18 protein-coding genes are annotated in these 17,545 nt (G+C 39.9%); 11 read left to right on the top strand and 7 right to left on the bottom strand.

Going from position 1 to position 17,545, the window contains the following annotated elements:
• Nucleotide 1: 1 nt before the first annotated feature.
• The 3 genes from csrA to WCX87_RS09450 are packed head-to-tail and all read right to left on the bottom strand — an operon-like array spanning nucleotide 2 to nucleotide 3,095.
• A complete protein-coding gene (gene csrA / locus WCX87_RS09460; RefSeq protein WP_345979483.1) occupies nucleotides 2-232 on the bottom strand; it encodes a carbon storage regulator CsrA in 231 nt (76 codons plus the stop codon).
• The gene (gene truB / locus WCX87_RS09455; protein ID WP_345979481.1) at nucleotides 226-1,050 is read right to left on the bottom strand and encodes a tRNA pseudouridine(55) synthase TruB; all 825 of its coding nucleotides are present in this window, start codon (nucleotides 1,048-1,050) and stop codon (nucleotides 226-228) included. The genes csrA and truB overlap by 7 nt, the downstream gene beginning before the upstream one ends.
• Nucleotides 1,047-3,095, bottom strand: coding sequence for a UvrD-helicase domain-containing protein (locus WCX87_RS09450; protein ID WP_345979480.1), 2,049 nt, complete (start codon nucleotides 3,093-3,095; stop codon nucleotides 1,047-1,049). Before WCX87_RS09450 ends, truB begins: the two co-directional genes overlap by 4 nt.
• A gap of 134 nt (nucleotides 3,096-3,229) precedes the next feature.
• Between WCX87_RS09450 and WCX87_RS09445 the strand changes: the two genes are divergently transcribed.
• Nucleotides 3,230-4,126, top strand: coding sequence for a LysR family transcriptional regulator (locus WCX87_RS09445; protein ID WP_345979478.1), 897 nt, complete (start codon nucleotides 3,230-3,232; stop codon nucleotides 4,124-4,126).
• 24 nt (nucleotides 4,127-4,150) lie between these two features.
• On the opposite strand, the gene WCX87_RS09440 is transcribed toward WCX87_RS09445, so the two are convergent.
• From WCX87_RS09440 to WCX87_RS09425, 4 genes are read right to left on the bottom strand one after another with little or no spacing between them, the layout of a single operon-like run.
• Nucleotides 4,151-4,609 (bottom strand): hypothetical protein, encoded by a 459-nt coding sequence (locus tag WCX87_RS09440; protein ID WP_345979477.1) that lies wholly within the window; start codon nucleotides 4,607-4,609, stop codon nucleotides 4,151-4,153.
• Between the two features lie 27 nt (nucleotides 4,610-4,636).
• Nucleotides 4,637-5,215: an aminotransferase class IV family protein gene (locus WCX87_RS09435; RefSeq protein WP_345979475.1), complete on the bottom strand. Its 579-nt coding sequence runs from the start codon at nucleotides 5,213-5,215 to the stop codon at nucleotides 4,637-4,639.
• Nucleotides 5,208-6,131, bottom strand: coding sequence for a cysteine synthase A (cysK, locus tag WCX87_RS09430; protein WP_345979473.1), 924 nt, complete (start codon nucleotides 6,129-6,131; stop codon nucleotides 5,208-5,210). Before cysK ends, WCX87_RS09435 begins: the two co-directional genes overlap by 8 nt.
• 10 nt (nucleotides 6,132-6,141) lie before the next feature.
• Entirely contained in the window at nucleotides 6,142-7,371 is a 1,230-nt protein-coding gene (locus WCX87_RS09425; protein WP_345979472.1) for an apolipoprotein N-acyltransferase, read from the bottom strand.
• A gap of 69 nt (nucleotides 7,372-7,440) precedes the next feature.
• Between WCX87_RS09425 and yajC the strand changes: the two genes are divergently transcribed.
• From yajC to WCX87_RS09375, 10 genes are read left to right on the top strand one after another with little or no spacing between them, the layout of a single operon-like run.
• Complete coding sequence (gene yajC, locus WCX87_RS09420; RefSeq protein WP_345979470.1) at nucleotides 7,441-7,707, top strand: preprotein translocase subunit YajC; 267 nt, start codon at nucleotides 7,441-7,443, stop codon at nucleotides 7,705-7,707.
• Nucleotides 7,697-9,265: a protein translocase subunit SecD gene (gene secD, locus WCX87_RS09415; RefSeq protein WP_345979468.1), complete on the top strand. Its 1,569-nt coding sequence runs from the start codon at nucleotides 7,697-7,699 to the stop codon at nucleotides 9,263-9,265. Before yajC ends, secD begins: the two co-directional genes overlap by 11 nt.
• Nucleotides 9,265-10,236: a protein translocase subunit SecF gene (gene secF / locus WCX87_RS09410; protein WP_345979467.1), complete on the top strand. Its 972-nt coding sequence runs from the start codon at nucleotides 9,265-9,267 to the stop codon at nucleotides 10,234-10,236. The genes secD and secF overlap by 1 nt, the downstream gene beginning before the upstream one ends.
• Before the next feature lie 15 nt (nucleotides 10,237-10,251).
• A complete protein-coding gene (locus WCX87_RS09405) occupies nucleotides 10,252-10,590 on the top strand; it encodes a DUF6394 family protein (protein ID WP_345979465.1) in 339 nt (112 codons plus the stop codon).
• A 13-nt stretch (nucleotides 10,591-10,603) separates the two neighbouring features.
• Nucleotides 10,604-13,054, top strand: a complete 2,451-nt coding sequence (gene leuS / locus WCX87_RS09400; protein ID WP_345979464.1) for a leucine--tRNA ligase — start codon at nucleotides 10,604-10,606, stop codon at nucleotides 13,052-13,054.
• A gap of 4 nt (nucleotides 13,055-13,058) precedes the next feature.
• Nucleotides 13,059-13,589, top strand: a complete 531-nt coding sequence (locus tag WCX87_RS09395) for a hypothetical protein (RefSeq protein WP_345979463.1) — start codon at nucleotides 13,059-13,061, stop codon at nucleotides 13,587-13,589.
• Nucleotides 13,586-15,127, top strand: a complete 1,542-nt coding sequence (locus WCX87_RS09390; protein ID WP_345979462.1) for a diguanylate cyclase — start codon at nucleotides 13,586-13,588, stop codon at nucleotides 15,125-15,127. Before WCX87_RS09395 ends, WCX87_RS09390 begins: the two co-directional genes overlap by 4 nt.
• On the top strand, nucleotides 15,124-16,278 hold the full coding sequence (locus WCX87_RS09385; RefSeq protein WP_345979461.1) for a bifunctional folylpolyglutamate synthase/dihydrofolate synthase: 1,155 nt from the start codon (nucleotides 15,124-15,126) through the stop codon (nucleotides 16,276-16,278). Before WCX87_RS09390 ends, WCX87_RS09385 begins: the two co-directional genes overlap by 4 nt.
• Nucleotides 16,271-17,236, top strand: coding sequence for a M23 family metallopeptidase (locus tag WCX87_RS09380; RefSeq protein WP_345979459.1), 966 nt, complete (start codon nucleotides 16,271-16,273; stop codon nucleotides 17,234-17,236). The genes WCX87_RS09385 and WCX87_RS09380 overlap by 8 nt, the downstream gene beginning before the upstream one ends.
• The gene (locus tag WCX87_RS09375; protein WP_345979457.1) at nucleotides 17,128-17,520 is read left to right on the top strand and encodes a polymer-forming cytoskeletal protein; all 393 of its coding nucleotides are present in this window, start codon (nucleotides 17,128-17,130) and stop codon (nucleotides 17,518-17,520) included. Before WCX87_RS09380 ends, WCX87_RS09375 begins: the two co-directional genes overlap by 109 nt.
• The last annotated feature ends 25 nt before the right edge of the window (nucleotides 17,521-17,545 follow it).

Genomic DNA, 17,545 nt, shown 5'->3' with positions numbered 1-17,545 from the left:
TCTATTTGGAAAACTTCTTGTAAAAACTTTCTAGTACTGCATCATCTACATGTACAGATGCCGCTTTATTTGAGTTCTCTACCTCTTTGAGAAGTTCACTTCTTAAGATCGACACGGAAGAGGGTGCTTCGATACCGATCTTTACCATTCCCTTATCGATAGAGATGATCTTTACCTCTATATTATCGCCGATGATTATAGATTCATCTACTTTACGAGATAAAATTAGCATATTTCAACCTTATTAAGTTCATATTTAACTCTGTTCTCAGATACATTTATTATCGTAATTGTATCATTATTATCCAAGTAGTAGTAACCCTCATCTTTTATTTTCAGATCTTCTATATCCAAAGGCTTTCCGTAAAAGATGTTTTGAGTGTCTCCAAGGTAATAGTTCTGCGGGATATTCAGAGATCTTTTGATATCCAGCGGTTTTTCATTCTCATAAAAGAACTGTCCTTCGCTAAGTCTCTCCAGTGCAGTAAGACTGCCGTTTTCGACGTTTAGATTGTGTGCGACGATGCGTCCGAGCGAGCGGATATAGGTTCCTTCTGATACCGTTGCTTCAAAAGTGACGAACGGATGGCAGTAGGAGATAAACTTTGTTTCATAAATGGTCGAAGTTATCTTGTTTAAGACTACCTCTTTACCTGCACGTGCCAGATCATAGGCACGCTGCCCGTCTATCTTCTTTGCGCTGAATATCGGCGGATCATATGTCAGAGTGCCTTCAAGTTTTTTTATCGCATCTTTGACTGTATCTTCTCCAAAAGCTTTTATCTCGTCTATCTTGTCGATCAGCTCTATATCCAGACTGTCCGAGTGTGCACCCAGCCAAAGAGTGGCCCGGTACTTTTTCGGTGTCTTGTCCAAAAAGCGGAAAAGTCTTGTATGTGAACCGAAACCGATAATAAGCACACCTTTTGCAAAAGGGTCGAGTGTGCCTGAAAATCCGGCTTTTTTCTCTTTGTACTTTCTTTTTAACTGCGACAGAAACTTATTTGAACCTACACCCGTAGGTTTGTACGCTACTAAAAGTCTATTCAAAGTTTTTCCACGAAAGAAGCTAGTATCTCGCGATTGTTTCCGCTAAAGTTGATGCTTAGTTTGAACTCTTTACCGGCTTTGCTGACACCCGTTACGCGTCCTGCACCAAATATCTTGTGACGGACTAGATCACCTTTTTTAAAGGTCGTACTCTTTTCAACGACTAAAGAACCTTCACACAGTCCCGCTTCGTTAAAAAATCTGCTTTTGCCGAGGTCGCTTCTTCTGCCTTTATAAAATCTGCTGTTGGCATGAGAAAGTGTCAGAGTCTCTCTTGCTCTGGTAAATGCCACGTATCCGAGACGGCGTTCCTCTTCTAAGTCACTGCCGTCACCTATAAGCGGTAAAAATCCCTCTTCCAGACCTATGATGAAAAGATGGTCGAACTCCAGACCTTTAGAGGCATGGATACTCATCATATAGATGCTCTCACCCTCTATCTCATCTTGATCGCTTTGAAGAGTCAGTTCATTTAAAAATTCATCCAGTGTGACTTCGGGATGCTGTTTGATGTATTCGCGGAACAGTCCGTAAAACTCGTCGATGTTCAAGATCCTCTCCTGACCGTCAGGAAGGTTGTTATAGATATCTTTGATATGAAAAGTTTCTTCGATAAAGTCCACAAACTCGTACATCGCTTCTTGTGAGACTTTATAGGCCTCTTTAATATCTTCTATAAAGCTTTTGAGTGTCTGTGCATTTTTCTTTTTCACCAGTACTTCGAGTTCGGCTAATGAATGTCTGTCTATGTACTCGAACATAGAGATGTCTTCAGCGATTGCTGCAAGTTCGAGTTTGTCGATAGTCGCTTTTCCAAGACCGCGTTTTGGTTTGTTCATGATCCTTTTAAATGAAAAGTTGTCATGGAAATTTGTGATAACGCGAAGGTATGAGATAAGATCTTTGACCTCTGCACGATCGTAAAATCTCAGTCCGCCGACAAGCTTGTATGGGATGTTCGCACGGTTAAGCCCGTCTTCTATGGAACGGCTGAGTGCATTTACGCGGTAGAGGATCGCTATCTCGCGCGGCGCCACGCCGCTGTCGATAAGCTTGATGATCTGGTCTGCTATCTTTCTTGCTTCTTCGTTTTCATCATCGGAGTTTAATGTCCTTACATCTTCGCCGTTTCCGCGTGTGCTGATAAGTTTTTTGCCAAGACGTGAGCGGTTATGTTCTATAAGAGCATTGGCGACTTTGAGGATCGGCTCGCGTGAACGGTAGTTCTCTTCTAACTTCACTACAAACGCATCTTTAAAATCCTGATCGAACTCCAAGATATTTCTTATATGCGCACCGCGCCATCCGTAGATACTTTGATCGTCATCACCGACGACACAGAGGTTGTTATGAGTAGAGCAGAGCTTCTGTATCAGTTTTAACTGCAGTTCGTTGGTATCTTGATACTCATCGATCATTATGTATTGATATTTTTGGCTTGTCTTTAGGGCAAGCTCTTCATTTTCGCATAAAAGCTTATAAGGAAGTGCTAAAAGATCGTCGAAATCTACGAGATTGTTTTCTAGAAGATAACGTTCATACTCCTCGTAGACATTTGCGATCTGCTGATATATCGACATCTCTGCTTGCTTATATGCATCATCAGGAGTCAATAAAGAGTTTTTATATCTTGAGATCTCGCTTGCGATTAGCGGTGTAGGGATCTCAGGATTGAGTTTTTTCAGTATCTTTTTTTTATCGTCGGTATCTATGACGACAAAGTTGTTGTCACGTCCTAAAAGATGGATATTAAACTTTAAAAAGAGTAGTCCAAATTTGTGAAAAGTACATAAAAGCGGTGGATAAGATTTGTTCTCTATCATATTTAAAGCACGCTCGCGCATCTCGTTTGCGGCTTTATTTGTAAATGTCAATGTAAGCGTATTACTTGCAGGGATACCTACCTCTTTTAAAAGGTATGCGAGTCTTGAAGTAATGGTCGTGGTCTTCCCGCTTCCAGCCCCCGCGAGTATGAGCACAGGACCCTCTGTTTGTTTGACGGCATCTATCTGCGCAGCATTAAGCTTGTTAAAAATCTTTTCCATATTGTCACATCGCTATCTATTGTTTGATTTATTCTTTAATTATACCTAAAAAAATAGCTATTATTTCAAAACTATTGCATTCATTATAATTTTGAGTTATAATTTTATTATTCATTGAGCTTATAGGAATTATTATGTTAAAAGATTTTGCGAAACTACAAACCTTCTTGACTGTAGTAAAAGAAAAGAGTTTTTCTAAAGCCTCTGCAAAGCTGGGAATCTCTCAGCCTGCCGTGACGCAACAGATAAAATTCATCGAAGACTACCTTGATACAAAAGTAGTAGAGCGTAAGAAAAACGGTATCCGTTTAACAAAAGAGGGTGAAGATCTTTTTCGTATTGCAACACGTTTAGAGAAAGCGATACTAAACAGCGAAAAAGAGCTTTTAAAGATTATCAATAAAGATTTTACTTTTGTAATGGGTGCATCGTATGCGATCGGTAACTACATTTTACCTTCATACATAGGCGCAATAAAAGATAAAATAGATAATGAAGTGCATATGCAGGTCGCTCTTTCAGCTGAGATCATCGAGCAGCTTGAAGATAAAAAGATAGATATCGCTCTTATCGAATCACCGGTATTTCATGACGGTATCATCTATAGAGAATGGGTAGAAGACGAACTTGTCATGTTCTCAAACCAGCCTATTCCGAAAAACCTCAGAAAAGAGGATCTTTATAAGTTTGATTGGATCTGTAGAGATGAGAACTCTCATACGAGAAAACTGACTTCAGAAGTGTTTGAAGAGATCGGTGTGGAGTGCAGCAGCTTTAACGTTATAGGTGTTGTCGCAAGTACGACTGCTATAAAAGAATCGATTGCACATGCTCCAAAAAGCGGACGTCCGGTCGTATCCGTCGTATCTCGCCATGTTATATCAAACGAGATTGAAAACGGGACTTTATATGAGGCAAGGATCAAAAACTACAAGATCACTCGTAAGTTCTATATAGCGTACTCAAAAGAGCGCAAACACGACGCGTTTATCGATAACGTCGTAAACTTTCTTCTATCTATAAAAGTATAAACCCTTACATGTAAGGGTTTATGACTATTTCTTAAATTTTTTGTTTTCAGGATTTGAGAGTAGGGCTTCCATAGAATTTTTAATCCCGTCTACATTTTTTACTTCAGTTTTTTCTTCACTGTTTTTTTCATAAGTAGCAAGATTGACAAAGATAGGCGTTTCGTCAATAATGATCTGCATGATACTAAGTAAAGGCACGCTTACGAAACTGCCTACATTTTCAGAACCGAAACCCGCTTCGAAAATAAGTTTGTCTCCGTCTATATGAGCAGTCTCAAATGTGTATCCTGCCAAAAAGAAAAGTGTCATCGGTCTGAATTCCGCTGATATGTATTCCGGAAGTTCAGGTTCGAAAGATATCTCGTCTATCTTACATAGTATCCCGAAGTTTTGTTCACTTTTAAAAAAATAGACAATCAACTCTTCTATATGATTCTGCATCAACTTTCTAAAATTGTCATTTTTTATGATATCAAGTAGCATTGAAATCGCCTTCACGGTTAAGAGTTTTTATGAAATTATACCATTTTTAACGATGTAAAAATCAACCATCGCATTTAGGACTGCGACTTCGCTGAAGCTTGACAGATCGTCTATATGTAATGTTCTTTCAAATATCCTGCCTTGATCAAGATGTCTTGCCCTTGATGTTCCCTGTAAAAGCGGATTTTTCGGTGTGTACCATTTGGAGCCGTCAAAAAGAGCGATATTTGCTTTTGACGTATCTGTTAAAAGAGAGTTCTTCACGATAAGTATGTCATCACATTCCCCGCGCAGATCAAAAAGTCTGTCTAGTTCAGTTCTATTTTCATACTTTAACGGGTAGTCTATCGTATCATCAGTGAGAAGTTTTAAAGAGTTGATCTCATTAAAAGCATATGGATGATAGGTCACATTGATATCATTTTCGTTATAGATCACTCTGCATCTGTAAACGCCCTCTTTTGGAGGGGTTATAAACTCTTTAAGATCATATTTTATTGTTTTGTTTAAAGTGCGTAAGGAGTTCTCATATCTTGATTGATGATATGAGAGATGTTGTATCTCGCCATCAATTGCTTTGATGGTCTCTAAGAGGTTGTTATTCATCAAATAAAGAGGTGCTCAGATATCTTTCACCCGTGTCGCAAAGAACGGTCACGATAGTCTTGCCTTTAAACTCAGGTCTTGAAGCGACCTGCATCGCAGCATATACGTTCGCCCCTGCGGATATCCCGACAAGAAGTCCCTCTGTCGCTGCAAGCAACTTAGCCGTGTCTATAGCATCTTCATTGCTTACCTTGATGACTTCGTTATAGATTGTCACATCCAAGATATCGGGTATAAAACCGGCACCGATCCCCTGTATCTTGTGAGGGCCGGGACGACCGCCTGAAAGGATCGCCGAGTCACTCGGTTCAACGGCAAATATCTTGATGTCCGGAAGTTCCTCTTTGAGTTTAGTAGATGTTCCCGTAAGCGTTCCTCCGGTGCCGACAGCAGCCACAAAAGCATCGACATTCTTGTCAGTATCTCTTAGGATCTCCAAAGCTGTCGTCTTTGTATGGATCTCAGGATTTGCAGGATTTGCAAACTGCTGCAGGATAAGTGAGTTGTCTATTTCACTTTTTAACTCATTTGCTTTGTCGATAGCACCTTTCATCCCCTCTGTCGCATTTGTCAGGACAAGCTGTGCACCAAGAGCTTTTAAAAGTTTACGGCGTTCCAGACTCATAGACTCAGGCATAGTAAGGATAAGTTTCAGGTCAAGCGCCGCACAGATGGAAGCCAATGCGATTCCGGTATTACCGCTTGTAGGCTCGATGATAGTCGTATCTTTATTGATGAGACCATTATCCATAGCGGTTTTTATCATATTAAACCCGATGCGGTCTTTTACGGAACTTGTAGGATTCATAAACTCACATTTTGCCAGTATCGTCGCACCTGTCTGTTTTGAAAGTTTTGAGAGTTTAACTAAAGGAGTGTTCCCTATAAGCTCAGTTATGTTTTGTGCAATGTTCATAATATGTCCTTCATTTTATAATGGCTGTTCCGGCGCGGTTGGCTGAATGGAATATAATAGTACCATACTTTTTTGAGTAATATTTGAGCAATAATCTCTGCAAAGTCGGTTCTATCGATGGCAGGAACCAAGCGTTATTACTAACGGCTATTATATACTGAGGATCGTTTAAATACAATTCATCCTTAGTAGCTTCGTAGCATATCGCATTTCTAAACTTCACTCCCTTGATAGTAAAATCGGTAGGAGTCGATGCTACGGAGAAATCCGATGCACCGTCAAAAAAGGTGTCGCTTACCCATTTTTGAGCGAATCTCGGGAGCGGTATATACTCTCCAAAAGGGACTAAGATCATCTTTTTCGCAATTGTATAGTTTCCGTCATGAAAATGATAAGTGACATTAAAATGTCTGCCTTTTTCAGATATCAAAGCACCTGTGATGATGGAGATATCTTTTGACTTTTCACTCAGATAATAGAGAAGCTCTGGATCGTGGTTGAGATAAAGCGGAAAAGCCGATTCGGGCAGGACGACTACGTCGTAACCTTCGTTTATGGCATCGTCTATAGAGGAGAGATTCATGTTTATTATTCTTGGCAGATTTGCTCTGTCCCATTTCTCATCTTGCTTGAGGTTTGTGGAGGCAAGGTCTATCTTTAACGGCGGAAGCTTTAACTCTTGATGTGAAAAAGAGAGAGCGGCACTTATGAGTAATAGAGGAGCATATTTGTATCTGCCTTTAAAAAAGCTCGGAAGTGCCAACGCAGTCAAGATAAAAGCCAGGTCAAGTTTGGATATCCCGAAATAGCTCTCAACGAAAAGAAGTTCGATCTTCATCCAGTTAAAACCAAATGGCTCGATAAAGCTGAGTCCAAAGAGTATCAGAGCTCTGATGTAGACCTTCTTTGTAAGCGCGAGTGTCCCGAAAAACAGCGTATAGATAAGGGCAAATCCAAGAGCTACGAGCGGTTCTACCCAAGTACCCATCCCATAGTATTTAAAACTGAATCCGATCCAGTAAAACCAGAGCAGTCCTATAAAAAAACCGCTAAACAGCACGACTCTTTTTGAGCTGTAGAGCAGTGACGCGATCGCGACGACGGCAAAGAGTGAGTTACATAGCTTACATGTAAGACCGAAATGTTCAAAATAGATAAACGCACTAAACATCGATGCGGTAAATAGTGCTAAGAAAATATCTTTAATATAGGGATTAATGCCATTAATATAGTTTTTCATGGCAAAATTATATCTTTGTTTATGTTTAGTTTTGTATAATAACAACAATTTTTACGATAAAGGTTATTTATGGAACTATTCAGTCAGTTGCTACCGTTTATATTTTTAATTGCGATCATGTATTTTGTGATCATTCGCCCTCAGCAAAAAGAGGCTAAAGCTCGTAAAGAGATGATAGACTCACTTAAAAAAGGTGATAAAGTCGTTACAGCTGGCGGACTTATCGTTGAGATAAGAAAAGTTGAAGAGAAGTTTTTAACGGTTTCTATTGATAAAGAAAATACAGCAAAATTGGTAAAAGACTCAGTATCAAGAAAGTTCGAGGATGAAGCTTAATTATAGAATTGCAATCTTTGCCGCAGCTATAGTTTTCGGGATATTTTTTTCTATCCCGTCTATAATGCAAACGGACAAAGGTTCTAAGATCACACTTGGCCTTGATCTTCAAGGCGGACTTCATATGCTTCTTGGCGTGAAAACCGATGAAGCGGTAGTTTCTCGCATCAAATCTTTAGCTTCAAGCGTTAAACACTTCACAGACCATAATGACATCTTAATAGACTCACTCAGCGTCAAAGAGAACAGTGTCGTTTTCTCTCTTTTAGACTCGGATGATACAAAATCAGTCTCTGAATTTCTAAAGACTATCGAAGGTATAAAAGTAGATATCAGCGGTGAAGACTATACGCTTTCTCTTACTCCAGAAGAGATTGAGAAGACGAAACAGCAGGCTATCACTCAAGCTATCGAGACTATCCGTAATCGTTTGGATCAGTTCGGTCTGGCTGAGCCGATCGTCGCTCGTCAAGGTGAAGACAAGATACTTGTAGAACTTCCCGGGATCAAGACTCAAGAAGAGGAACAGCGTGCCCGTGAGCTTATCTCCCGTGCTGCAAAACTTGAACTAATGGCTATCGATGAAGACCGTGCTGCTCGTGTTGCTACGATGACGCAGGCTGAAGCAGCAGGTTTTGGTGATGTGATACTGCCTGATGCTCAACATAAAGAGATCAAACACCTTACCCGCGAGATACCTATTCTTGACGGCGGGATGCTGACAGACGCAAGAGTCGGATTCGATAAGAACAACCGTCCGGTAATCAGCTTCACGTTGAACTCTGAAGGTGCTCAGATATTTGGAGACTTTACGGGTAAAAACGTAGGAAACCATCTTGCTATCGTACTTGACGGAAAAGTCTACTCGGCTCCTGTAATTAACGAGCGTATAGGCGGTGGACACGGACAGATAAGTGGAAACTATACTGTACAAGAGGCTCAAGACCTTGCGATCGCATTACGTTCGGGTGCACTTTTGGCTCCGATCTATCTGATGGAAAAACGTTCAGTAGGACCGAGCTTGGGTGCAGACAGTATTAAAGCGAGTATGATGGCTCTTGGCGGCGGATTCGTACTGGTATTTATGTTTATGATCTTCTATTACCGTATGGCAGGTGTTATCGCAAATATCGCTTTGATCGCGAACCTTTTCATCATCATCGCGGTGATGGCGCTTTTTGGAGCGACACTTACGCTTCCTGGTATGGCGGGTATCGTACTTACCGTCGGTATGGCAGTCGATTCCAACGTTATTATCTCCGAGCGTATCAGAGAGCTTCTCTATAGCGGAGTAAGCATGAAAAAAGCCATAAAAGAGGGTTACTCGAATGCTATGCGTGCGATCCTTGACGCGAACATAACGACTTTGATCGCTTCAGTGGTACTGTATGCTTACGGAACGGGTGCTATCAAAGGTTTTGCTATCACGATCAGTATCGGTATCTTGGCTTCTATGCTCACAGCAATCCTTGGAACGCACGGTATCTATGATATGTTAGAGAGTAGATTGGAAAAAACTAAGAACTATCTGTTTTGGTTCGGGATTAAGGAGAAGTAATGGAATTTTTCAGATACACACGTCCATTTAACTTTATGGGACGTTCAAAAATAGCTATTGCTATCTCGATCATCTTGGTATTGTCATCATATGCACTACTGGCTACAAAAGGTCTAAACTACGGGATAGACTTTGCCGGCGGAACGATCGTTCAGGTAAAATACAAAGAGGCGGCTCCAATTGATAAAATGAGAGATCAGTTGAAGTCTAATCCTCTTTATGACGGTGCATCGATCACGGAATTCGGCTCACCTGAAGAGGTCGTTATACGCATGAAGACATCTTCAAGCAGTGTAGGACAGGATATCGGTGATATCACTAGAGAAGCTCTTAAAGGCAGCGGTGATTTTGAGATCAGACGTGTCGATATCGTCGGTCCAAAAGTCGGTAGCGAGTTAAGAGAAAAAGGTGTTATGTCATTGCTTCTTGCAATTGTCGGTATACTTATATATGTCGCATTTAGATTTGAATGGCGTTTTGCGGTGGCTTCAGTAGTCGCTTTAGTGCATGATGTCTCGATCTCACTCGGTGCGATCTCATTAGTAGGTATCGATGTCAACCTTGATGTCTTGGCGGCGGTTCTTACGATACTCGGTTATTCGTTAAACGATACGATCATCGTTTTTGACAGGATCCGTGAGGGTGTAGTCGAGAGCAAAGAGCTAGAGTTAAGTGAAGTTATAAACGACTCTATAACACGTACTCTTTCTCGTACGACATTGACATCTCTTACGACGTTCTTTGTTGTACTTACATTATTCGTATTTGGTGGTGAGATCATTCATGCGTTTTCATTTACGATGTTAGTCGGGGTAGTAGTGGGTACATATTCATCGATTTTCGTAGCTTCACCTATACTTTTATGGTTTGGTTTTGACATAAGATCTTACCGTACGAAGCTGGCTGAAAAAGAGAAACGTGAGTTGGAAAAAGAGAAGATCAGGGCTCAATATGAGGGCGGTATAGTTTAAAACAAGGAGAGTGTTATGGATTGGGGAAAAGTAATATACGTATTTTTTTCGTTGATGAGTTTAACGACGATAGCTGGATTTTTATATGAGCACACGAGTACTGCGCTATTTGTCGCAGCAAGTGTGAATCTTGTTTCGACAATACTGAAAATAGGTGTAAGAAACCTTCTTTCAGCAGAGCTTTTGGCTGCTTCATTGGTAGCGGATATGCATCTTATACCTGCATTTATCTATGTAGAGATAGTTGGAAATATGAGCTGGGCGATAGCTTTATCTATCGGTGCGTTAATAGCAAACATATTCTCAATGGGTCTTGTATACATAGAGAGTTCTAAAAATAGAGAAGAGTATTAATTAGGAGATTTTTTTGCAATACACCCCTGCAACAATAGAAACAAAATGGCAGAAATTCTGGAGTGAAAACTCTAGTTTCGAGCCGAGTAATGATTTTACAAAAGAGAAAAAATATATACTCAGTATGTTCCCGTTTCCAAGCGGAAGACTGCATATGGGTCACGTACGTAACTACTCGATAGGTGATGCTTTTGCACGCTATTACCGTCAGCAAGGTCTTAATGTTCTTCATCCCATCGGTTTTGACAGTTTCGGTATGCCTGCAGAAAATGCGGCTATCAAAAACGGGATACACCCGAAAAAATGGACATACGAAAATATAGACTATATGAGAGGTGAACTCTCGAACCTTGGTCTTTCATTTTCAAAAGACCGTGAGTTCGCGACGAGTGATGAGATATATACGAAGTTCGAGCAGGGCTTTATTATCGATATGTTTGAAAAAGGGATACTTTACCGTAAAAAAGGTTTCCTAAACTGGTGTCCTCATGATCAGACGGTGCTTGCTAACGAGCAGGTCATAGACGGATGCTGCTGGAGATGTGATACGGAAGTCGTAAAAAAAGAGATGTATCAGTATTACCTCAAGATCTCTGATTATGCAGATGAGCTTTTAAACGATCTAAAACTTTTAGAGAACGGCTGGCCGAAACAGGTACTGACTATGCAGGAGAACTGGATAGGAAAGTCAACTGGTCTGGAGTTCGATCTTTATCTTGATGATGCAAGTAAAGCACGTTTGGGCGGAAACTTTGAAAAGTTCGATGTATTTACGACTCGTCCCGATACTATCTATGGCGTGAGTTATACTGCACTCGCACCTGAACATGATATCGTTACCTATATGTTAGAGAACAAGCTTTTTGATGAAGAGACGGCTAACCTTGTCCGTCATATGAAAAATTCAAACAACATAGATCGTCAAAAAGACAAGCAGGGTGTATCTCTTGGTATCAATGTCATTCATCCGCTTACGGGAAAAAGTATCCCGGTATGGATAGCAAACTTCGTTTTGATGGATTATGGAAGCGGGGCGGTTATGGCTGTTCCTGCACATGATGACAGAGACTATGAGTTTGCAAAAAAATATGACCTGCCGATAAACGCAGTCATAAAACCAAGTGAAGGTGAACTTCCGACTGACTCAGCATATACCGAAGCGGGTGTTCTGTTTAATTCAGGCGAGTTTGACGGTATCTCTTCGATCGATGCAAAACAGAAGATCATGGATTCTTTCGAGGCTAAAAATATCGGGAAAAAGGTGATCAATTTCCGTCTGAAAGACTGGGGAATATCACGTCAAAGATATTGGGGTGCACCGATCCCTTTAGTACACTGTGACAAGTGTGGAATAGTCGCAGAGAAAAAAGAGAACCTGCCTGTCACTCTGCCTGAAGATGTAGAGTTCACGGGAGAAGGCAATCCGATAGATAACCATCCGACTTGGAAAAACTGTAAATGTCCGAAATGTGGCGGAGATGCAACGCGTGAGACGGATACGATGGATACATTCGTGGAGTCTTCTTGGTACTTTTTACGCTATACGGCGTCACGTGCTACGCAGGGGATAAAAGGTTTTGATAAAAAAGAGGTCGATTACTGGATGAACGTCGATCACTATATCGGCGGTATCGAACACGCGATCCTTCACCTTCTGTATTCAAGATTTTTTACAAAAGTATTAAGAGACCTTGGTTATATCGATAACACGGAACCGTTTGAAAGACTGCTTACTCAAGGAATGGTTCTTAAAGACGGTTCAAAGATGAGTAAATCAAAAGGCAATACGGTCGATCCGGATGCGCTCATTGAAAAATACGGTGCAGACACGGCAAGACTGTTCATTCTTTTTGCAGCTCCGCCGACGCAGGAACTGGAGTGGAATGACAGTGCCGTCGAAGGTGCATACAGATTCTTAAAGCGCTTTTATGACCGCAGTTCGAACGCATATAAGAGTGACGTTTTACCGGTGATAGATCATGCAAGCCTCTCTAAAGAGGAAAAATTTGCACGTAAAAAAGTCTATGAAGCACTTCAAAGAAGCATAGAGGTCTACGCAGAGCGTTATACGTTTAATACTATGGTAGCAGGTGTCATGGAAGCGATGAATGCTCTTGGAAGTCAAGAAAATTCAGATGTCTGGACGGAAGGCTACTGGATACTTACATCGATCTTAGAACCTATCGTCCCGCATATCTGCTGGGAACTGAGTTCAAGTCTTTTTGAGTGCAAAAACCTTGCTCCTCAAAAGATCATAGATGAGGTCTTTGAAGTGGACACTATTAGTATGGGTGTATCGGTAAACGGTAAAAAACGCTCAGAGATCGAAGTGGGTGTAGGTGATGACAATGCAGCTATACTGGCTCTTGCAAAAGAGAGTATCGAGAAGTGGATAGAGGGCAAAGAGATCGTTAAAGAGATCGTTGTTCCGGGTAAACTTGTAAATATAGTTATAAAAGGATAAAAAAGTGCAGCATGTAAGAAGTTTTATAGCAGTTTTAGTTATCATCTTACATGTAAGTATATTAAGCGGATGTGGATATGTGCCAAGTTCTAAGTATGCGAGAGAAGTTGTCGGAGATAAAGTCAGTACACAGGTTATCATCTCCGCCGTCGATCCTCAGAATACGGTACTTATCAAAGATGCGGTAGATAGTGCGATCATAAAAAGTTTTAGAACTTCACTTACTGATAAAGCACACTCTACAACACATCTTATTATCTCTTTGGAAAGTGTCAACTACTCTCCTATCCAGTATGATAATAATGGATATGTAGTCGGCTACAGAACGATGATTGTCTTGAACATTGATATGATCCATCAGGGAATCAGCCAAAACTATAAAGTTGTCGGTACATATGATTTTACGATAGAACCAAATGCTATAATATCTGATCAGATTCGTTTTGAAGCGATAAAGTATAGTGCGACAAAAGCGATATCTGCTTTCGTTGCTAAAGTTTCTGCACAGGGAGCTAGATCCAATAAGGCTAAATGATGACTATTAAGGGTATTATTAAAAATGCTATCGAGAGATTAAAACAAGAGGATAAGTTACTCACGCCAGATGCGTATGCCGAAGCTTTTTGTAAAGAAGCCAAGATCGCCGGAATACTTGTAGAAGACTGTAATCAAGTCGATAAATATGCAAATACCCTCAATAAAGAGTATCAGCAGGAACTGCGACAATATCACTTAAAAACAACACAGGAGCTTGTCAGATATCTTATATCGAAGCTCAACCGTATGAATCCGTCAAACTGTGCGACTTTACTCTCAGAGAGTCAGCTTTTAATGAAAAGAGTACTTGAAGCTGTTGAACTGCTTCATAATAAAGAAGCTGCTACTCTTGCCAGAAAAAGCATCGATATCATAAACACTCCAAACGCTTCAAAAGAACAGTATGAAAACTACCGTCAACTCTGGATAAACTTTATAACAAACTATGATGATGCCTTTTTAAACCATCTAAAACCTATGGGCAAGGTCAACGTTCATGACCTAAAGTCTACAATTGAAAATCTGGCACAACAAAAAGCTGTTTCAAATGAAAACGACCTAAGACATATTGCAGCGATCATCATTGCATCATTGGTACCATCTATCGCATCAAGTGTCAACGATACGATAGCAAAGATAAGTGATAATCTTAGAAACCATCCGGAAATACTCACTTCCGAATCTATTGAAAAAGAGGTAAAATCAGCTATAAAACTCCGTATTGCACTTGATAAAGATGCATTACGAGAGATGATTCAGTCGTTAGACAATGTCCTTGACAAACTCTCTATACAGCTAATAGAGATGATCGAAAAATCCGACCAGTCAAATACTGAGATCAAAGAGATCAAAGAGGATCTTGATAACTTAAACAAACAGGAAAATCTAGACTTTAAGACAGCGCACAATAAATTATACAATATTGCGATAGCACTGGAAGAAAATACGGCAGCACTGAGTAAAGACCTTAAAGCACATGATGATAAGGTAAAAGCATTAAGTACGAAGATAGAGGTCTTAGAAAAAGAGCTCGAAGATGCTAAAAAAGCTTCTCGGGAAGATTTCTTGACAAAACTTTATAACAAGCGTGCTCTTGATGACTACTTAGAGATTAAAGAGAGTGAGTTTGAAAGATATGATAGAAACTACTCGATCGTTATGTTTGACCTGGATCACTTTAAAACAGTCAATGATGAGTATGGACACGAAGCAGGTGATGTAATTTTGACAGCCTTTTCAAAGATACTAAAACAAGAGAGCAGGACAGTTGATATCATCGGTAGATACGGCGGTGAAGAGTTTATGGCGATACTCAGCGAGACTGATGTTAAAGGCGGTGTGATTTTTGCTGAAAAAGTACGTCAGCATGTTCAAAGTGCAAAGTTTATGTTTCAAGATAAACGCATCGATGTAACTATAAGTGCCGGCGTAAGTGAAAGAGCAAAATTTCCGACTCAAAAGGCTACTATCCATTCTGCTGATGAGTACCTGTACTTAGCGAAAAAGAATGGAAGAAATAGAGTAGAGTCAGCATGATAATAGAGCCACTTGCTGAGTTTTTAGATAATAAGCCTCTTTTTTATGATGAGATCGATTATGAAAGAATGCCGCGTATCTATCAAAAGATAAGAGCAAAACTGCCGCATGCTAAGATAATACATCTTGTAGGAACAAACGGAAAAGGAACTACCGGCAGGTTTTTGGCTACTGCCCTTTTTCATAAGGGGTTTAGTGTAGGACACTATACGTCACCGCATATTTTAAAGTTCAATGAACGTATATGGAAAAATCGTGCGGATGTGAATGACAAAGAACTAGAGATCGCACACAAAAAACTTTATAAACTCCTTGAAAAAAAGGATAGGGATGCTCTTAGTTATTTCGAGTATACCACACTTCTTGCGATAGCAGTCTTCTCTGATTGTGATTACATCGTGCTTGAGGCAGGTCTTGGCGGTGAGCACGATGCGACTGCCGTATTTGACAAAGAGTTGACACTTTTTACTCCCATAGATTTTGACCATCAGGCATTTTTAGGTGACAGTATAAAAAGTATTGCTACTACCAAATTAAATGTTATGAGTAAAAAAGCTATCGTCGGACTTCAAAAATATGAAGAGGTCTATAGTATCGCAAAGGATATAGCTGCCAAAAAAGGCACAGAGTTGTCCTTTGTAAAAGATCTGGACTCTGAAAATATAGAAAAGATCGAGATGATAGCCGATAAATTTGAGTTGACAAGTTATTTTAAAGACAATCTTGCTTTAGCGGTTTCAGCTCTTTTATCTCTCGGATTTAATTACAATACGGGTGATTTTATGGATGCCAGACTTTTTGGCAGACTTAGTAAAGTCGCATCGAATATCTATCTTGATGTCGGACACAATGCTCTTGCCGCTCATGCGATCGCAGACTATTTTGCGGGTAAAAAAGTCACACTTATCTATAATACATATAAAGATAAGGATTTTAAATCGATTTTGACTATCTTAAAACCTATAATAAATAGTGTTGAAATAATAGACGTCGATGAGCAGAGGATCGTAAATAAAGATATTTTACTCTCTACGCTTAAAGAGTTATCTATACCTAGTAAAGATTACGGGTCGATCGATGAAGATACAGACTATCTTGTTTTTGGTTCATTTAGTGTCGCCGAGACGTTTTTAAAGGGTTATGTTGGATAAGAAATTTACGATTACGATTCATGATGATAATAATTTTAAGCAGATAAACTTACATAAATTTGTAAAGAAAGCTCTTTCATATGCCGTTGTCTTTTTAATGAGCTTAGCTTTTATAGCAGTGACGACTATACTTTATCTTGATTATCGAGTAGATGCGGTTGCGCAAAAGAAAAGTAAACTCGAAGAGGCATACAAACTCTTGGACCAGCACAACAATGAGCTAAAACTCTCTATTGCACAGACACAACAAAGTTTAGATGAAAAAAAAGATGAACTTCAAAGTGTTTCGGATAAGCTCGAAGATATTGAAGATCTTATCGGGCTCAATCCTCCAAAAGGGACGCCTCTGATAAAACGGGCTGATATGACGACAGTGACCTCTCAACAGATAGCAGTACTTATGAAACTTGTTCCAAACGGTTCACCTGTGCCGTATAACGGTATTACGAGTAAGTTCGGTTATCGTATACATCCGACCTTACATGTAAAGGAGTTTCATAGAGGCAGTGACATGAAAGCCGAGATGAATACTCCTGTCCATGCAACGGCTGACGGTATGGTGGAGTATGCAGGTTTTCACAAAACAAGCGGATATGGAAACCTGATAATTCTGGATCACAGTTTTGGATTTAAAACATATTTTGGACATCTAAACAAAGTTGTGGTAAAATCAGGTCAATTTGTAAAAAAGGGTACTGTCATTGCATATACGGGAAATACCGGTATGAGTAACGGACCGCATCTACATTATGAGATTAGATTTATACAAAGACCGTTAAATCCGTTTTACTTTGTAAAATGGAGTGTTAAAAACTATAAAGAAATTTTTGAGAAGGAAGAAAACATACCATGGCAATCTTTAATAACAGCGACGTCAAACCTGAAAGTAGTAACAGCAGCAGCCCAGATGCAAGTACAACCATCATCACCGTCGGTGCTTTCATTAAGGGAGAAATAAATCTAGAATGCGATCTATACGTCGATGGAGAGTTTGAAGGTGTTATAAACTCGAAAAAGAATGTAAACATCGGTAAAAACGGGCATGTAAAAGGCAATGTTATCGCCAAATACATCATCATTCAAGGGAAAGTCGACGGAACTGTAGATGCAGATAAAGTGCATATTAAAGCCGGCGGTCATGTCGTGGGTACAATAACTTCATCAGAACTGATCATAGAATCAAAAGGTATTTTTGAGGGTGACAGTAAAATAAAAACGGATACCTCGGTTAAAAAAAGCTAGTTATGTTAAAATGTCGACAATTTTT

This window comes from Sulfurimonas sp. HSL3-2, from assembly GCF_039645965.1.
GTDB lineage: Bacteria > Campylobacterota > Campylobacteria > Campylobacterales > Sulfurimonadaceae > Hydrocurvibacter > Hydrocurvibacter mobilis.
This window is presented reverse-complemented; position numbering and strand designations above follow the sequence as displayed.